This window comes from Streptomyces subrutilus (assembly GCF_001746425.1).
Lineage (GTDB): Bacteria > Actinomycetota > Actinomycetes > Streptomycetales > Streptomycetaceae > Streptomyces > Streptomyces subrutilus_A.
In genome coordinates this window covers 5,222,419-5,239,763 of record NZ_MEHK01000001.1, presented here as the reverse complement: position 1 = coordinate 5,239,763, position 17,345 = coordinate 5,222,419, and the positions used below count along the sequence as shown (strand labels likewise).

The following is a 17,345-nucleotide window of genomic DNA, read 5'->3' as shown; positions in this document are numbered from 1 at the left end:
GGACCGCGGAGGGCTACGAGAGGGCGGCCCGCACCGAGGCGGCCAGGGCGGCGGCCTCCCGCGGGGGCAGGGGCTTGCCGTCGCCGTCGACCACGTACACGGTGTCCACCGCGTTGGCCCCCAGCGTCGAGACGTGCGCGCTGCGCACCCGCACCCCCGCCGATTCCAGCGCACGGCCGACGCGGTGCAGCAGGCCGACCGCGTCCGGGGCCCGCACCTCCAGGACCGTGGCCAGGGCGGAGACGTCCGCGACCACCGTGACCCGGGGCGGCGGCGGAACCACCCCGCGCCTGCGCGGATACGCCGCCTCGCGGTCCGCCAGCTTCGACGGGACGTCCAGCGAGCCGTCCAGGGCCCGCACCAGGTCGGTGCGCAGCCGGGCGGCCTCGGGCAGCGCCCCGTACTCGGCGGCCACCCGCCACCGCAGCACCAGGACCTCCCCGAGCCGGTCCGGGAGCTCCACGGAGCGCAAATCCGCCGCCCGGACGGTCAGCCGGTGCAGGGCCAGGACCCCGGCCGCCGCCGGGAGGACCCCCGGCTGGTCGGGGACGGCCACGACCAGCTCCACGCCGACCGCGTCCTCCTCCTGGCGGGCGTGGAGCGCGAGCACCGGCTCCCCGGTGCGCAGGGCCTCCACCGCCAGGCGCTCCTGCTCGGTCGTCGGGATCTCCGGCTCCGGCCCCTCCTGCGGCGCCCCGCGCAGGACGGCCGCGACCCGCGCGACGAGGTCCGCGACCAGCGAGCCCCGCCAGGTGCTCCACGCCGCCGGGCCGGTGGCCAGCGCGTCGGCCTCCGTCAGGGCGTGCAGTATCTCCAGCGTCCCCACCGACCCCACGGCCCCGGCGACCGTGCGGACCGTAGCCGGGTCGTCCAGGTCGCGCCGGGTCGCGGTGTCGATCAGCAGCAGGTGGTGGCGTACGAGCGTGCCCAGGACGGCGACGTCGCGGGCGTCGAAGCCGACCCGGGCGGCGACGTCGCGGGCGATGGTCTCGCCCGCGACCGAGTGGTCCCCCGGCCAGCCCTTGCCGATGTCGTGCAGCAGGGCGGCCATCAGGAGCAGGTCGGGGCGGCCGACCCGGCGGGTGAGGGCGGAGGCGCGCACGGCGGTCTCGACCAGGTGCCGGTCCACGGTCCAGGTGTGGACGGGGTTGCGCTGGGGCCGGCACCGGACCCGCTCCCAGTCGGGCAGCAGCCGGGTGATCAGGCCCTCCGCCTCCATGGCCTCCCACACGGCCACCATCGGCTCCCCCGCGCCCAGCAGCGTCAGCAGCTGCTCGCGGGCCTCCGCCGGCCACGGCACCGGCAGCGGCTTGGCCTGGGCCGCGAGCCTGCGCAGGGCGTGCAGCGATACGGGCAGCCCCGCCTGCGCGGCCGCCGCGGCGAGCCGCAGCGCCAGGGCCGGATCCCGGTCGGGGCGCGCGGCCAGGGCCAGCACGGCCTCGCCGTCGGACTCCACGACCCCTTCGGCCAGCGGCGCCCGCGGGGCCGCCGCCGGGGCCCGGGTGCCGAGCAGTCCGCGCAGCCGCGGCCGGGCGGAGCGGGCCCGCAGTACCCGCCCGACCTCCCGCCAGGTCACGTCGCCGGCGTACGCCACGACCCGCGCGGCCTCGTACACCTCGCGGAGCAGCGCGTCCGCGTCGAGCAGCCCGAGCTGCGCCGCGACCTGGTCCTGTTCCTGGAGCGCGAGCCGGTCGGTGGCCCGGCCCGTCACCAGGTGCAGGGCGTCCCGGGCGTCGAGGAGGCGGCGCCGGGCCTCGGCGAGGCCCTGGCGCGGGGCGTCGGCCAGCCAGGACGCCGCCACCGCCCGCAGCGCGGTGGCGTCCCGCAGCCCGCCGCGGGCCTCCTTGAGGTCGGGTTCCAGCAGGAAGCGGAGCTCCCCGGCGCGCTCGGCCCGCTCCCGGCACAGGGAGTGCAGCTGCGGGAGGCGTTTGGCGGCCTGGTTGCGCCAGTCGGCCAGCACGGAGGTGCGCAGGCCCGCGAGGAGGCCCGCGTCTCCGGCGACCGGCCGGGCGTCCAGCAGCCCGAGGTGCACCTTGAGGTCCTCGGCGGCCGTCTTGCGGGCCTCGCCGGGTGTCCGTACGGAGTGGTCGAGGGCGAGGCCCAGGTCCCACACCGGGTACCAGAGGCGGTCGGCGAGCGCGCTGAGCTGCCGCGGCTCGGCCTTGCCGTCGTGGAGCAGCACCAGGTCGAGGTCGCTGCGCGGGGAGAGCTCGCCCCGCCCGTAGCCGCCGACGGCCACCAGGGAGGCGCCGCGTACGCCGGTCTCCCGGACGGCGTCCGCGAACAGCGCGCTCAGCCATGTGTCGGTCAGCCCGGCCAGGGCGGAACGCCGCGAAGGCCCGGACCGCGACTCCTCCTGGAGGAGTCGCAGCCGGGCCGCGGCGTATCCGCTGGGTCCCGAGTCGGCCGTGTGGTCCGTGGTCTCTTCGACGCTCGTCACCCAGGAGCTCCCGTCACCTAGAGCGCGTCAGCGCCGCGCTCGCGGGTGCGGACCCGGACGACCGAGTCCACGGGGACGCTCCACACCTTGCCGTCGCCGATCTTGCCGGTGGCGGCGGCCCGCACGATGACGTCGATCACGTCGTCGGCGTCGGCGTCGTCGGTGAGCACCTCGATGCGGATCTTGGGTACGAGGTCCACGGTGTACTCGGCGCCGCGGTAGACCTCGGTGTGGCCGCGCTGGCGGCCGTAGCCGCTCGCCTCGGTGACCGTGAGTCCCTGGACCCCGAAGGCCTGGAGGGCTTCCTTGATCTCGTCCAGCTTGTGCGGCTTGACGATCGCGGTGATCAGCTTCATGCGTCTACCTTCTTGCTCGCGGCGGCGGCGGGGACGGGTACGGCGGTGCTCCTGGAGGAGGATCCGCCGCCCGCTCCGCTGAAGTCGTAGGCGGTCTCGGCGTGTTCGACCTGGTCGATGCCGGAGACCTCGTCGTCCTCGGTAACCCGCATCCCCATCGTCTTGTCGAGGAGGAAGGCGAGCAGGGCGGACGCGACGAGAGAGTAGGCGAGGACGGCGAAGACTCCGATGGCCTGCTTGCCGAGCTGCTCCAGGCCGCCGCCGTAGAAGAGGCCCGCGACGTCGGACTGGACCCCGCCGGTGGCGAAGAAGCCCACGAGCAGGGAGCCGGCGATGCCGCCGACGAGGTGCACGCCGACCACGTCGAGGGAGTCGTCGAAGCCGAACTTGTACTTCAGGCCCACCGCCATGGCGCAGAGCAGGCCGGCGATGGCGCCGACGGCGATCGCGCCGAGCGGGCTGACGGCGCCGCCCGCGGGGGTGATGGCGACGAGGCCGGCGACCGCGCCGGAGGCGGCGCCGAGGGTGGTGAAGGAGCCGTGGCGCAGCTTCTCGTAGGCGAGCCAGGCGAGCATGGCGGCGGCCGTGGCCACCTGCGTGTTGACGAACATGACCGCGCCGACGCCGTCGTCGTTGCCGAGCCAGGAGCCGGCGTTGAACCCGAACCAGCCGAACCAGAGGAGGCCGGCGCCGAGCATCACCAGGGGGAGGCTGTGCGGGCGCATCGGGTCCTTCTTGAAGCCGACGCGCTTGCCGATGACCAGGATCACGCCGAGGGCGGCGGCGCCGGCGTTGATGTGGACGGCGGTGCCGCCCGCGAAGTCGATGACGCCGAGCTCGAAGAGCCAGCCGCCCGCGCCCCAGACCCAGTGGGCGACGGGGAAGTAGACGACGGTGACCCACAGGGCGGTGAACAGGGCCCAGGCGCTGAACTTCACCCGGTCGGCGAGGGCGCCGCTGATCAGGGCGGGGGTGATCACGGCGAACATCAGCTGGAAGACGGCGAAGACGTAGACCGGGATGGTGTAGCCGTCCCACAGCTCGGTGATGCCGATGCCGCTGAGGCCCACGTAGTCGGAGTTCCAGCCGATGAGGGAGCCGGAGTCGGTGCCGAAGGCGAGGCTGAAGCCGTAGAGGACCCACAGGATCGTGACGATCCCGAGGCTGATGAAGCTCATCATCAGCATGTTGAGGCTGCTCTTGACGCGGACCATGCCTCCGTAGAAGAAGGCGAGTCCCGGGGTCATCAGCATGACCAGGGCGGAGCAGATGAGCATGAACCCGGTGTTCGCGGCAGACAGCGTCGGGGCGTCTGCCGCGAGGGTCGTGATGGCTGATGCCATCGGCGTCTCCTCGTCGTCGGTACGTTCGCGTGCGGGCGATCGTGAAAACCTGAGCGGCGTAAAGGGTGTCCGGCCGGGCCTGGGGAGCTGGCCGGTTAATGACCCCGAGATTCGCGCAGGCCGGTTTCCGGCGGCGCCGCTGGGTGTTTCGCCCCGATGACGAAGAGGTCGCGGCTGTTACGGCCCGATGAACACGGCCGATCGCCGATGATCACCGCAACCCTTGGTTGAGGGACCACGACGGCGAGCGGCCGCCTCCGCGAGAGCGGCGCCGGTTCAGGCGCAAAAAAAACAGCCGGCCGCGGCAGTACCCGGATGTCCTGGCTGGGGGAGCCTGATCGGGCTTCACGGGGTTGCCTGCCGCGGCCGGGGCCTCGGGGGCGGCCGGGGACGGCCGTCAGACGGCCTCCGCGGCTTCGGGGAGCCGGGCGGCGAGGATGTCGGTGAGCCGGACGACGTCGGCGACGTCACCGTACTCACGGGCGGCGGTGTCGACGGTCTTGCGAAGCCGGGTGTTCACCCGCTCGGACCGGACCTTTTGCGCCACGTCGAGGGCCCGGCCGACGAGGACGGTGGCCTGCTCGGGCTCGCGCTGGAGCAGGTGGACGGTGGCCATGCCGATGAGGTTGAGGGCGTAGGAGCGCTGGTGCTCCTCGTCCTTCTCGAAGAGTTCCACGGCCCGCTCCATGACGGGCTCGGCGAGGGAGGCGTACGTGGGGCTGCGCCCGGCGACGTAGGCCAGGTCCCGGTACGAGTGGGAGTTCTCGCCGTTCAGTTCCGCCTCGGAGAAGAAGCGGATCCAGTCGGGTTCGGGCTCGCCCCCGAAGCCGACGTCGCCGAAGGTGTCCTCGGCCATCCGGACGGCCCGCTTGCAGCGGCTGGGCTGCCCCATGTTGGCGTAGGCGCGGGCCTCCATCGCATACAGCATGGCCTGGGTGCGCGGGCCCGCGCAGTCGCGGCTGCCGTACTGGGCGAGGTGGATGAGCTCCAGGGCGTCCTCGGGGCGGCCGAGGTGGATCATCTGACGGCTCATCCCGGAGAGGATGTACGAGCCGAGCGGCTTGTCCCCGGCCTCCTTCGCGGCGTGCAGGGCGAGGACGAAGTACTTCTGCGCGGTGGGGTGCAGGCCGATGTCGTAGCTCATCCAGCCGGCCAGTTCGGCGAGTTCCGCGGCGACCTTGAAGAGCCGCTTCATGACGGGGGCCGGGTGGTTCTCCTGGAGCAGGTCGGTGACCTCGTGGAGCTGGCCCACGACCGCCTTTCGGCGCAGTCCGCCGCCGCACTGGGCGTCCCACTGGCGGAACATGACGGTGGTGGCGTCGAGGAGGTCGAGCTCGGGTTCGGAGAGCCGGGGCGGCCGGGGGCCGCCGAGGGTGCCCGCCGGCCCCGCCGCACGCGGTCCCGGGTCGGCGGCCGGGGCCGGGACGAGCCAGCGCTGCATGGGCTCGATGAGGGCGGGGCCGGCGGAGAGGGCGAGCGAGGTCCCGAGGAAGCCGCGGCGGGCCAGCATCAGGTCGCTGCGGGAGAACTCGCCGAGCAGCTCGACGGTCTGCGGGCCGGCCCAGGGCAGGTCGACACCGGAGACCGAGGGGGTCTGGTGGGCGGTGCGCAGGCCGAGCTGCTCGATGGCGACCACGGAGCCGAAGCGCTCCGAGAACAGCTCGGAGAGGATCCGCGGGACGGGCTCGCGGGGCTGTTCGCCGTCGAGCCAGCGGCGCACCCGGGAGGTGTCCGTGCTGATGTGGTGGGCGCCCATCTGGCGGGCCCGGCGGTTGACCTGTCGGGCCAGCTCGCCCTTCGACCAGCCGCTGCGGACGAACCACGACGTCAGCTGGACGTTCCGGTCTGCGGACTCCGTGGAGTCCCCGTCCGTTCCGCTTGCGCCGTTGCCGCTCACTGGAACGCCCCCATCCGCTCTGCCTCTTCCACACAAACCCTGACGGGAACGGCAACCGTCGCCACGGACCTTCACGAGTCCTTCACACATTGCCTCCGGCATACCCACGGATGGGTTCGCCTTCGGGGTTCATATACCGAAAGTAATCCTACGATCACCCGTGCGGCGAGGTCGTTTCCAGAATCGCCACCATTCGCCACCCCTTCGAATGAACTCGCCGTCGGCCAGGCGCGATTCACTTGACACAAGGTGAGAACGGATGGGTGGACAGGAGTGCGCTCGGGGCGCACGCGGCGAGGAGTGCGCCGGTCCTGCCGATGCCGTAACCACCGGAGCGTCCGACCCGTTGGAGGGGGCATGGGCATGGGCTTCACGATCGGCGGCAGCCGCGGCACCAGGGAGTTCCGCTCCGGCGCCAGGCGCCGCGGCCGGACCTCGGAGTGCACGGCCGTGGCGGAGTACACCGGGCTGTGGGGCTGGGACGTGGTCCCGGGGGCCCGTGCGGCGGCGCCCGCACGCGACTGCTCCTGCGGGGACGCGCGGTGCCCGGCCCCCGGGGCGCACCCCCTCGCCTTCGCCCCCACGGTCAAGGCCGGGGCCACCCTGGACGAGGTCACCGAGGTCTGGGGCGAGTACCCGGGCGCGGCGGCGCTGCTGCCCGTGGGCCCCTCCTTCGACGTCATCGAGGTCTCCGCGGAGGCCGGCCGGCGCGCGCTGGTGCGGCTGGAGCGCATGGGCCTGCCGCTGGGCCCGGTCATCGAGACCCCGGACGGCCGGGCGCAGTTCTTCGTGGCACCGGGCGCCGCGGCCGAGCTGCCGCAGCTGCTGTACCGGATGGGCTGGGACGACGCGGACCTCGACCTGCGGGCGCTGGGCCACGGCTGCCACGTGACGGCCCCGCCCTCCGACCGGGCGGGCCTCGGCCGGGCCGGCTGGCTGCGGCCGCCCGGGCTCGACACGGCCGGGAGCCCGCCGCAGGCCCGGCTGCTGCTCGGCACCCTCGCCTACATCTGCCACCGCCTGCGCCGGTAGCCCCTCCCCCCACGTACGGGTGCCCCCGCGTTCCGGCCGGAACGCGGGGGCACCCGTACGTGGGGGGAGGGAGGGAAGGCAGGGGGTGTCAGTCGCCGATCAGGGCGTCGACGAACGCCTCCGGCTCGAAGGGCGCCAGGTCGTCCGGGCCCTCGCCGAGACCGATCAGCTTGACCGGGACCCCGAGCTCGCGCTGGACCGCGACGACGATGCCGCCCTTGGCGGTGCCGTCGAGCTTCGTCAGCACGATGCCGGTGATGTCCACGACCTCGGCGAAGACGCGGGCCTGGGTCAGGCCGTTCTGGCCGGTGGTGGCGTCCAGGACCAGCAGGATCTCGTCGAGCGGGCCGTGCTTCTCCACGACGCGCTTGACCTTGCCGAGCTCGTCCATCAGGCCGGTCTTGGTGTGCAGGCGGCCCGCGGTGTCGATGAGCACCACGTCGGCACCCTCGGCGATGCCCTCCTTGACGGCGTCGTAGGCGATCGACGCCGGGTCGCCGCCCTCGGGGCCGCGCACCGTACGGGCGCCCACGCGGTCGCCCCAGGTCTGGAGCTGGTCGGCGGCAGCGGCGCGGAAGGTGTCGGCCGCGCCGAGCACCACGCTGCGGCCGTCGGCCACGAGCACGCGCGCCAGCTTGCCGGTGGTGGTGGTCTTGCCGGTGCCGTTGACGCCGACGACCATGATCACGCCGGGGGTGTCCTCGCCGCTCTCCGTCTTCACGGCGCGGTCGAAGTCGGTGCCGAGCAGCGTCAGCAGCTCCTCCTTGAGCAGGGCGCGCAGGTCCGCGGGGGTACGGGTGCCGAGCACCTTCACCCGCTCGCGGAGCCGGTCGACCAGCTCCTGGGTCGGGACGACACCGACGTCGGCGACGAGGAGGGTCTCCTCGATCTCCTCCCAGGTGTCCTCGTCGAGGTGCTCCCGGGAGAGCAGCGTGAGCAGGCCCTTGCCGAGGGAGTTCTGCGACCGGGCGAGGCGGGCGCGCAGCCGGACCAGGCGCCCGGCGGTGGGCTCGGGCACCTCGATCGCGGGGGCGGGCGGGGCCTCCACGACGGGGTCCTCGACGGCGGCCGGCGAGGCGAGAGCGGCCTCGGCGTCGGGGAGGCCGACCTCCTCGATGGTGCGGCGCGGCTCTTCGACCGTCGGTGCGGCGTCCTCCCCCACCTGGGGTTCGGCGGGCGGGGCAGTGATGGTCGGCGTGCTCGACGGCGCCGTGGGCGGCAGCTGCTTCTTCTTGCGGCTGCTGACCACGAGCCCGCTGATCGCGCCGACCGCGACCAGGGCGATGACTACAGCAAGGATGAGGATGTCCATAACCCACCCAGTATCTGCCACAGCCGCCCCGTAACCCGGACCTGGGAGGTTCTCACCGGGCCGTAAGGCTCTATTTGTGGTTTTAGCAGTAAATCTACGATGATGAGCGACTCCCCTCCACTCCCTCCCCCACGGAGTACTGCATGTCTGCCGACGAGACGGCGATCGAGACCCGCGGCCTGGAGCCGGTCCCGGACAGCGAGCGCGGCGGCCGGGTCCGCGAGCTCTTCCCCACCTGGGTCGCCGCCAACATCAGCGTGCTGCTGCTGACCATGGGCGCCGGACTGGTGATCTTCAACAAGCTCAACATCTGGCAGGTGCTGGTCGTCGCGGTCGCCGCGCCGGTCGTGTCGTACGGGATCGTGGGCCTGATCTCGATCGCCGGGAAGCGCGGCGGCGCCCCGGGCATGGCGCTCTCGCGGGCCGTGTTCGGCCAGCGCGGCAACCTCTTCCCCGGCGCCCTCATATGGGTGGCCCGGTGGGGCTGGGAGACCATCAACGCGGTCAGCGGCGCCTACGCCGTGCTGACCGTGCTCGACCTGCTCTTCGGCGTCAGGAGCAACACCCCGCTGATCGTCGTCACCCTGCTGTTCTTCGTGGGCTGCACGTTCGTCGTCTCGGGTCTCGGCATCAACGCGCTGCGCGTCTGCTCGAAGTGGTCGACGTACCTCTTCGGCGCCTTCAGCGTGCTGGTCCTCGGGTACCTGGTGGCCACCACCGACTGGTCCGCCGTCTTCGGCAAGCCGGCCGGCTCCACCGCGATGATGGTCGCGGGCATCGGCACCATCGCCGCCGGCGGCATCAGCTGGGTGCCCTCGGGCCCCGACTTCACGCGCTACCTGCCCCGCACCGCCTCCTCCAAGGGCCTGGTCGGCGCGACGATCGGCGGCGCCGGCGTGGTCGTGCTCCCCATGGTCCTGATGGGCGCGGTCATGGCCGTCGGCACCCCCGACCTGGCCGGCGCCCAGGATCCGGTCTCCTTCATCGGCGAGCTGCTGCCGACCTGGATCGCGGTCCCGTACCTGCTCATCGCACTCGTCGGCATGCTGCTGATCAACTCGATGTCCATGTACTCGGCCGGCTTCACCGCGCAGACCCTCGGCATCAAGGTCCCGCGTGCCTGGGCGGTCAGCGTCAACGCCCTCATCAGCCTGGTCTTCGGCTTCCTGCTGATGGTGGTGGCGACCAGCTTCTTCGGCTCCTTCATCTCCTTCCTGACCCTGCTGGCCGTGGCCTTCTCCGCCTGGATCGGCGTCTTCGGAGTGGACATGCTGCGCCGCCGGACCTACGACGGCCCCGCGCTGCTGGACACCACGCGGACCAGCGCCTACTGGTACAAGGGCGGTTTCGCCTGGCAGGCGATGACCGCGTGGACCCTCGCCCTGGTCGTGGGCCTGCTGTTCACCAAGGTCGACTGGTTCGGCGGCCCACTGGCCACCACCTGGATCGGGCAGAACGGCCTCGGCTGGGCGGCCGGCATCCTCACGTCGGGCGTGCTGTACGCCGTACTGCCGCGCACGGCCGCCCCGGACGCGGCCGCCCCGGCCGAGGAGCCCGAGCTCGCCGGATCCCTGTCCAACTGACGCTGCGTCAGCTAACGTCCCCCTTCGCCCGCCCACCCGCATCCGGCGAAGAGGGATTCCTCCATGCCCATCACCGTGGCCCGGTTCAATCTCGTCGACCCGAACGGCACCCCCGAGTCCCTCTCCGCCCGCTACCGGGCGGCGCTGGAGATGGCGCGGTACGCGGACGACCGCGGCATCGACACCGTCCAGACCGAGGAGCACCACGGCACCGGCAACAACTGGCTGCCCTCCCCCTTCGCCTTCGCGGGCGCCGTGTTCGGCGCCACCCGCCGGATCGCGGTCACCGTCTCGGCGATCATCGGCCCGCTGTACGACCCGCTGAAGGTGGCCGAGGACATCGCCGTGCTGGACCTGCTGAGCGGCGGGCGCCTGGTCACCGTGGCGGGCATCGGCTACCGGCCGCAGGAGTACGAGCAGCACGGCGTGGAGTGGGCGCGGCGCGGCCGGCTCCAGGACGAGCTGCTGGAGACCCTGCTGAAGGCGTGGACGGGCGAGCCCTTCGAGTTCCGGGGCCGCACCGTACGGGTGACCCCGCGGCCGTTCACCCGGCCGCACCCGCTGCTCCTGGTCGGCGGGAGCTCGCAGGCGGCGGCCCGGCGCGCGGCCCGGCTGGGCCTGCCCTTCTTCCCGAGTGCGCACCTGCCGGAGCTGGAGGCGTACTACCGGGAGCGGCTGGCCGAGTACGGCACGGAGGGCTTCTGCATGATGCCCGCGGCCGAGACCCCGCTGCTGCACATCGCCGAGGATCCCGACCGGGTCTGGGCCGAGCACGGCGAGCGCTTCCTGCACGAGGCCGGCACGTACGCCTCATGGCAGTCCAAGGACATCCGCAGCGCGGTGCGGTCCGCCGCGGGCTCGGTGGCCGAGCTGCGCGCCGAGGGCGTGTACCGGGTGCTCACCCCGGACGAGGCCGTCGCCTACGCCCGGGGCGCGGGCGAGGCGGGCAACCTGGTGCTGCACCCGCTGTGCGGCGGGATGCCCCTGGACGAGGGCTGGCGCAGCCTGCACCTGCTGTGCGAACAGGTACTGCCCCGGCTCAAGGACTGAGCCGGGGCAGTATCGAGGAGAAGGGGTGTTGGCGGGGGATGGTTACCCCATCTCCTCCAGCGCCTTGCCCTTGGTCTCCGGCACCCACTTGAGGATGAACGGGATCGAGAGCAGGGCGAAGGCTGTGTAGATCACGTACGCACCGGACAGGTTCCAGTCCGAGAGCGACGGGAACGTGACGGTGATGACCCAGTTGGCGATCCACTGGGCCGCCGCGGCGACACCGAGGGCCGCGGCGCGGATGCGGTTGGGGAACATCTCGCCGAGCAGCACCCAGACCACCACGCCCCAGGACAGGGCGAAGAAGAGCACGAAGGAGTGCGCGGCGACCAGTGCGACCGTGCCCTGGGCGTCGGGCATGGTGATGTTGTCGCCGGTGCCCTCCTTGTACGAGAACGCCCATGCGGCGAGGCCGAGGGAGAGGGCCATGCCCGCCGAGCCGATGAGGGCGAGCGGCTTGCGGCCGATCCGGTCGACGAAGATCATCGCGATCACCGTGCCGACGATGTTGATGATCGAGGTGGTGAAGGAGTACAGGAACGAGCTGCTCGGGTCGATGCCCACGGACTGCCACAGCGAGGAGCTGTAGTAGAAGATCACGTTGATGCCGACGAGCTGCTGGAAGACGGACAGGCCGATGCCGATCCAGACGATGGGCAGGAAGCCGAACCGGCCGCCGAGCAGGTCCCGGAAGGTGGACTTGTGCTCGGAGCGCATGGCGTGCTCGATCTCGGAGACGCGGCCGTCGAGGTCGACGGAGGAGCCCTCGACCTCGCGCAGCACCTCCTTGGCCTGCTCGGTGCGGCCGACGGAGATCAGGAAGCGCGGGGACTCCGGGATGACGAAGGACATCAGCCCGTAGAGGACGGCGGGGATGACCATGACACCGAGCATCCACTGCCAGGCCTCCAGGCCGGCGAGCTCTCCGCGCTGGTCGCCGTCGGCGAGGTTCAGGATGCCCCAGTTGACGAGCTGGGAGACGGCGATGCCGATGACGATGGCGGCCTGCTGGAAGGAGGCCAGGCGGCCGCGGTAGGCGGCCGGGGACACCTCGGCGATGTAGGCGGGCCCGATGACGGAGGCCATGCCGATGCCGAAGCCGCCCACCACGCGCCACATGGCCAGGTCCCACAGGGCGAAGGGGAGGGCCGAGCCGATGGCGCTCACCGTGAAGAGGACCGCGGCGATCTGCATGCAGCGGATACGGCCGATCCGGTCGGCGATGCGGCCCGCGGTGGCGGCGCCGAGGGCGCAGCCGATCAGTGCGGCGGCGATCACCTGGGCGAGGGCCTCGGAGCCGACGTCGAACCGCTCGCGGATCGCGACGACGGCGCCGTTGATGACGGAGCTGTCGTAGCCGAAGAGGAAGCCGCCCATGGCCGCGGCGGCGGTGATGAAGATGACGTGCCCGAGATGGTCGGGCTGGGCCGCCCGGCCACCGCCTGGCGCGGATGCGTTCGCTGTGCTGGTCAAGGTGCGCTCCTGGGCCCGGCGCCGACGGCGGGCGGTGTGGGGGTGTGTGTCTATGCGCGTGTTCCTCTAGTGGCGCACAGCATGCGGCTCGCCACCACCTGAACGTCGGACACGGCACAGCAGAGCTTATGACTTCACTTTCTGAAGTCAAGACCTAGTGAAAAATGCATCAAGGGCTGATTCAGGGCAGGCAAGGGATCGGCTGAGTGTTCACTTTGTGAAGTGAACCTGGGCGTAGGAGGTCAGCGGAGCCGCTGACTGATCACCTTGGAAACCCCGTCGCCCTGCATCGAGACGCCGTAGAGGGCGTCGGCGACCTCCATCGTCCGCTTCTGATGGGTGATCACGATCAGCTGGGAGCTCTCCTGGAGCTCCTCCATGATCCGGATCAGCCGCTGCAGGTTGGTGTCGTCGAGCGCTGCCTCGACCTCGTCCATCACGTAGAACGGGCTGGGCCGCGCCTTGAAGATGGACACCAGCAGCGCCACGGCGGTCAGCGAGCGCTCGCCGCCCGACAGCAGCGACAGCCGCTTGACCTTCTTGCCCGGCGGGCGGGCCTCGACGTCGACGCCGGTGGTCAGCATGTTGTCGGGGTCGGTGAGGATCAGCCGGCCCTCGCCGCCCGGGAACAGCCGCGAGAAGACCCCCTCGAACTCCCGGGCCGTGTCCCGGTACGCCTCGGTGAAGACCTGTTCGACGCGCTCGTCGACCTCCTTGACCACTTGCAGGAGGTCGGCGCGGGTCTTGCGCAGGTCCTCCAGCTGCTCGCTGAGGAACTGGTGGCGCTCCTCCAGCGCCGCGAACTCCTCCAGCGCGAGCGGGTTGACCTTGCCGAGCTGCTGGTAGGCGCGCTCGGCCGCCCTGAGCCGCTTCTCCTGCTGGGCGCGGACGAAGGGGCCCGGCAGGTTGCGGGGGTCCTGCGGGTCCTCGGGCAGCGCCTCGCCCTCGGCGGGCGGGGACGGCGGCACGGGCTGGTCGGGCCCGTACTCGGCGACGAGGCCGGCCGACGCCATGCCGAACTCCTCCAGCGCCTTGGCCTCCACCGCTTCGATGCGCAGCCGCTTCTCCGCGCCGAGCACCTCCCCGCGGTGCACCGAGTCGGTGAGCTTGTCGAGTTCGCCCTTCAGGTCCCGGCCGCTGTTCCTGGCCTCGGCGAGCTCGCGCTCGCGCAGGCCCTTGGCGTGCTCGGCCCCGGCGCGTTCGGCGTCGGCGCGGCCCAGCGAGACCTCCACGTGCGCGAGCAGCTGGCGGGCGCCGTCGGCGACGGCCCGGGCGACCTCCGCCTCGTGCCGCAGGCGGGCCCGGCGGCGCTCGGCGCGGGTGCGGGACTCCCGCTCGGCGCGGGCCGCCCGGTCGAGTGAATCCGCCCTTCCGGCCAGGCCCTTCACCCGCTCCTCGTGGGTCCTGAGCTGGAGCCGGGCCTCCATCTCGGTCTGCCGGGCGTTGGCCCCGTCGGCGGCCAGCCGGTCCCGCCGGGAGGTGTCGGGCTCCTCCTCCGCGGGCATCTCCTCGGCCGTGGCGAGCTGCTCGGCGCACTCCTCCACCTCCAGCAGCGCCTGCTCCAGGGCGTCCTGGGCCTTGGCCGCAGCGGTGGCGCTGCGCTCGGCCTCTCCGGCCGCGCCCTTCGCCTGTCCGGCGAGGCGGCCGAGCTGCTGGGCGACCCCGGCCCGGGCCCGCTCCCCGGCCCGGCGGCGCTCGGCGAGCTCCTCGACCAGGGCCGCCGCGTCCTGGCGCCCCGCCTGGGCGGCAGCCTGGGCCCCGGTCAGCTCCCGGCACCGGCCGTCCAAGCGGGCCAGCTCGGCCGCCGCCTCGTCGACCGCCGCCTGCACCTCGATCAGGCTGGGCGCGCCCGCGGAGCCGCCGTGCGCCAGGTGCGCCCCGAGTACGTCGCCCTCGACGGTCACCGCCACCGCTTCGGGCCGCGCCGCGACGAACGCCTCGGCCTCGTCGAGCGTCCCGACCACGAAGTACCCCCGCAACACCCAAGCCACGGCCCGCCGCGCCTCGGGGTCCCCCCCGACCAACTCCCCGACGCCGACCACATCGGCGACGGCCCCGGCGCCGCCCGCGGACCCAACGCTCGGCGCGCCCACCGGAGCATCGGCGGAGCCGGTACTCGGTCGGCCCGCGGGCCCGACCCTCGGCTCGCCCACGGCGTCACCAGCGGGGCCCGTGCTCGGTCCGCCTGCGGGCCCGGTGCCGGGGCTCTGCCCCCCACCCCATGCCACGGACTCCCCCGGGCTCTGTCCCGGGGTGCCCTCGGCCGGGTCCGGATCCGCGCTCCGCGTGTCCCGGATGTCCGGGTGAGCCGGAGTGCCGTGCGGCGGCACTTCCAGCCCCGCCGGCGTTTGAGGGGCGGGTCCGGGCAGAGCCCGGTCTCGGGAAGGGGCGGGGTGGGGGAAAACTCCCCCGACCCCGGCCGAAGCCCGGCCGGGCACGCCAACGTCGGCAGCCACCACGAGGTCCGGGCTCCGCCCCGACTGGCCACCCAGGCCGGAAGCCGAGCCCAGGCCGGGCGGGGCACCCGCGCCGGTGGCCGGAGCGGGGCCCGGGCCAGCTGCCTCGACTCGGCCCGGGCCGGAACCCGGACCGGGACCCGAGCCCTGCCCCGGGCCGGCGGCCGGAGCCTGGCCCGCAACGGCACCCGACCCGGAGGCCGGAGCTTGGCCCGGCAGACCCAGGGCGGAGCCCGGAGCCTGGCCCACGGCAGAACCCGGAGCCTGGCCCGGGGCGGAGGCCGGGGTCTGGCCCACGGCGGAGCCCGGGGTCTGGGCCGGGGCGGAGCCCGGGGTCTGGCCCGAGCCGGCGGCCGGGACCTGGCCCGCAACGGCACCCGACCCGGAGGCCGGGATCTGGCCCGGCAGGCCCAAGGCGGAACCCGCAGCCTGGGCCGGGCCGGTGGCCGGAGCCTGGGCCGGGGCGGAACCCGCAGCCTGGCCCGGGCCGGAGGCCGGGGCGGGGGCCGGAGGCTGGGGCGGGACGGTGGGGGGCGGTGGGGTGATCAGGAAGGTGGCGCGGCCTGCGTCCGTCGTGCGGAGGTGTCGGATCGCCTCGGCCGCGGAGGCCGGGGAGGACACCGCCAGGGCGTCCGCCGCCGAGCCCAGCGCAGCGGCCACGGCGGCCTCGTACCCCGGCGTCACCGACAGCCGCTCCGCCGCCGGCCCCAGCAGTCCGGCCAGCCGTTCCCGCGCCGCGAGCAGCGCCCCCGTGCCGTCCTTGCGCCGCAGCCCCAGCGCCAGCGCGTCCCGCCGCGCCGACACCGCCGCCCGCGAGCGCTCGGCCGAGGTCACCGCGTCCCGGGCCGCCGCCAGTGCGGCCTCCGCCTCGGCCAGGGCCGCCCGGGCGGCCTCGTACTCGTCCTCCTCCGCAGGCTCGTCCAGGCCGCCGACCTCCCGCGCCAGGGCCTCGTACTCTTCCTGCGCGGCCGCCGCCCGCACCTCGGCCTCGTCGCGGGCCGCGACGAGCCGGTCGATCTCGGCCTGCGCGGCGCCGGCCCGGGAGCGGGCGGCGCCGAGCCGGCCCGTCAGCCGCGCCAGCGCCTCGCGCCGGTCCGCGATGGCCCGCGCCGCGTCCCGCAGCCGCCGCTCCTCCTCGGCCAGCTCCCGCTCCAGCTCCGCCCGGTGGGCGGCCGTGTCCTCCAGCGCGTACGCAGCGGCCTCCAGAGCGGCCGTCAGCTCCGCCTCCTGCTCGCGGATCCGCGCGGCCTCCTTCTCCAGGTCCTCGGGGTCGCGCCCCCGCCGCTCCTCTTCCGCCGGGGCCGTCGCGCTCTTGACCCGCGCGTCCGCGAGCGAAGCCGTCCCCCGGACCCGCTCGGCGAGCTGCGAGAGCTCGTACCAGGTCTGCTGCGCCCGCTGGAGCCGCGGTGCGAGCTCCCGTACGGCCTCCTCCAACTCGGCCTCGCGCCGCAGCGCCTGCGCGAGCCGGGCCTCGGCGGCCTCCTTGCGCTCCTTCAGCGCCGCCTCGTCCGCGATCTCCGCGTCGAGCGCGCGCCGCAGGGTGACCAGGTCGTCGGCGAGCAGCCGCAGCCGCGCGTCGCGCAGGTCCGCCTGGATGACGGCCGCCCGCCGGGCCACGGCCGCCTGCCGGCCCAGGGGCTTCAGGCGGCGCCGCAGCTCGTCGTTGAGGTCCTGTACCCGGGCGAGGTTGGCCTGCATCGCGTCCAGCTTCCGCAGCGCCTTCTCCTTGCGCTTGCGGTGCTTCAGCACCCCGGCCGCCTCCTCGATGAAGGCGCGGCGTCCCATGGGGTCGGCGTGCAGGACGGAGTCCAGCTGGCCCTGTCCGACGATGACGTGCATCTCGCGGCCGATGCCGGAGTCGGAGAGCAGCTCCTGGATGTCCAGCAGGCGGCAGGTGTCACCGTTGATCTGGTACTCGCTGCTGCCGCCGCGGAACATGATCCGGGTGATGGTGACTTCGGCGTAGTCGATGGGCAGCGCGCCGTCGGAGTTGTCGATCGTCAGCGAGACCTCGGCACGGCCGAGCGGCGGACGCCCGGTGGTCCCGGCGAAGATGACGTCTTCCATCTTCCCGCCGCGCAGGGATTTGGCCCCTTGTTCGCCCATGACCCAGGACAGCGCGTCCACCACGTTGGACTTGCCGGAGCCGTTCGGACCCACGACACAGGTGATGCCGGGTTCGAAGCGCAGGGTGGTCGCGGAAGCAAAGGATTTGAATCCGCGCAGGGTCAGGGACTTGAGGTGCACGCCGCCGGACTCTACCTTTCGCGCTCGGTTTCACCCATGAAGGTGCTGGGCACTACCGACGTTAAAGGAGTGAGTACCGGGCCCGGCAGCGTGCCGTGGGGCGCCGCGTCCGAAAGAAAGAAGGGACGCCGAAGCGTCCCTTGCAGATCATGCGGT

Annotated in this window: 10 protein-coding genes; 3 read left to right on the top strand and 7 right to left on the bottom strand. The window is 73.4% G+C overall.

Annotation, left to right across the window (positions count from 1 at the left end; translation table 11 throughout):
* Positions 1–13: 13 nt before the first annotated feature.
* From BGK67_RS24725 to nsdA, 4 genes are all read right to left on the bottom strand, one after another.
* Positions 14–2,440: a [protein-PII] uridylyltransferase gene (locus BGK67_RS24725; RefSeq protein WP_069922131.1), complete on the bottom strand. Its 2,427-nt coding sequence runs from the start codon at positions 2,438–2,440 to the stop codon at positions 14–16.
* 17 nt (positions 2,441–2,457) lie between these two features.
* Positions 2,458–2,796 carry a P-II family nitrogen regulator gene (locus tag BGK67_RS24720; protein WP_069922130.1) on the bottom strand — a complete coding sequence of 113 codons (339 nt, stop codon included), beginning with the start codon at positions 2,794–2,796 and terminating at the stop codon, positions 2,458–2,460.
* Positions 2,793–4,139, bottom strand: coding sequence for an ammonium transporter (locus tag BGK67_RS24715; protein WP_069922129.1), 1,347 nt, complete (start codon positions 4,137–4,139; stop codon positions 2,793–2,795). The genes BGK67_RS24720 and BGK67_RS24715 overlap by 4 nt, the downstream gene beginning before the upstream one ends.
* 397 nt (positions 4,140–4,536) lie before the next feature.
* Positions 4,537–6,036: a transcriptional repressor NsdA gene (gene nsdA, locus BGK67_RS24710; protein WP_069922128.1), complete on the bottom strand. Its 1,500-nt coding sequence runs from the start codon at positions 6,034–6,036 to the stop codon at positions 4,537–4,539.
* Positions 6,037–6,399: 363 nt separating this feature from the next.
* Between nsdA and BGK67_RS24705 the strand changes: the two genes are divergently transcribed.
* A complete protein-coding gene (locus BGK67_RS24705) occupies positions 6,400–7,068 on the top strand; it encodes a bifunctional DNA primase/polymerase (protein ID WP_069924087.1) in 669 nt (222 codons plus the stop codon).
* 88 nt (positions 7,069–7,156) lie between these two features.
* On the opposite strand, the gene ftsY is transcribed toward BGK67_RS24705, so the two are convergent.
* Positions 7,157–8,380: a signal recognition particle-docking protein FtsY gene (ftsY, locus tag BGK67_RS24700; protein ID WP_069922127.1), complete on the bottom strand. Its 1,224-nt coding sequence runs from the start codon at positions 8,378–8,380 to the stop codon at positions 7,157–7,159.
* 143 nt (positions 8,381–8,523) lie between these two features.
* On the opposite strand from ftsY, the gene BGK67_RS24695 reads away from it, so the two are divergent.
* Positions 8,524–9,963, top strand: a complete 1,440-nt coding sequence (locus BGK67_RS24695; protein ID WP_069922126.1) for a cytosine permease — start codon at positions 8,524–8,526, stop codon at positions 9,961–9,963.
* Positions 9,964–10,026: 63 nt separating this feature from the next.
* A complete protein-coding gene (locus BGK67_RS24690; RefSeq protein WP_069922125.1) occupies positions 10,027–11,013 on the top strand; it encodes an LLM class flavin-dependent oxidoreductase in 987 nt (328 codons plus the stop codon).
* Between the two features lie 42 nt (positions 11,014–11,055).
* Here the strand turns inward: BGK67_RS24690 and BGK67_RS24685 are convergent, their stop codons facing one another.
* Positions 11,056–12,486 (bottom strand): sugar porter family MFS transporter, encoded by a 1,431-nt coding sequence (locus BGK67_RS24685; RefSeq protein WP_069922124.1) that lies wholly within the window; start codon positions 12,484–12,486, stop codon positions 11,056–11,058.
* 242 nt (positions 12,487–12,728) lie between these two features.
* Positions 12,729–17,189: an AAA family ATPase gene (locus BGK67_RS24680; RefSeq protein WP_069922123.1), complete on the bottom strand. Its 4,461-nt coding sequence runs from the start codon at positions 17,187–17,189 to the stop codon at positions 12,729–12,731.
* Between the last annotated feature and the right edge of the window lie 156 nt (positions 17,190–17,345).

Bases quoted from the DNA above. Each gene is read 5' to 3' on its own strand.
- ftsY (WP_069922127.1), bottom strand. From the start codon at position 8,380: ATGGACATCCTCATCCTTGCTGTAGTCATCGCCCTGGTCGCGGTCGGC.
- BGK67_RS24720 (WP_069922130.1), bottom strand. From the start codon at position 2,796: ATGAAGCTGATCACCGCGATCGTCAAGCCGCACAAGCTGGACGAGATC.
- BGK67_RS24695 (WP_069922126.1), top strand. From the start codon at position 8,524: ATGTCTGCCGACGAGACGGCGATCGAGACCCGCGGCCTGGAGCCGGTC.
- BGK67_RS24690 (WP_069922125.1), top strand. From the start codon at position 10,027: ATGCCCATCACCGTGGCCCGGTTCAATCTCGTCGACCCGAACGGCACC.
- BGK67_RS24705 (WP_069924087.1), top strand. From the start codon at position 6,400: ATGGGCTTCACGATCGGCGGCAGCCGCGGCACCAGGGAGTTCCGCTCC.
- BGK67_RS24715 (WP_069922129.1), bottom strand. From the start codon at position 4,139: ATGGCATCAGCCATCACGACCCTCGCGGCAGACGCCCCGACGCTGTCT.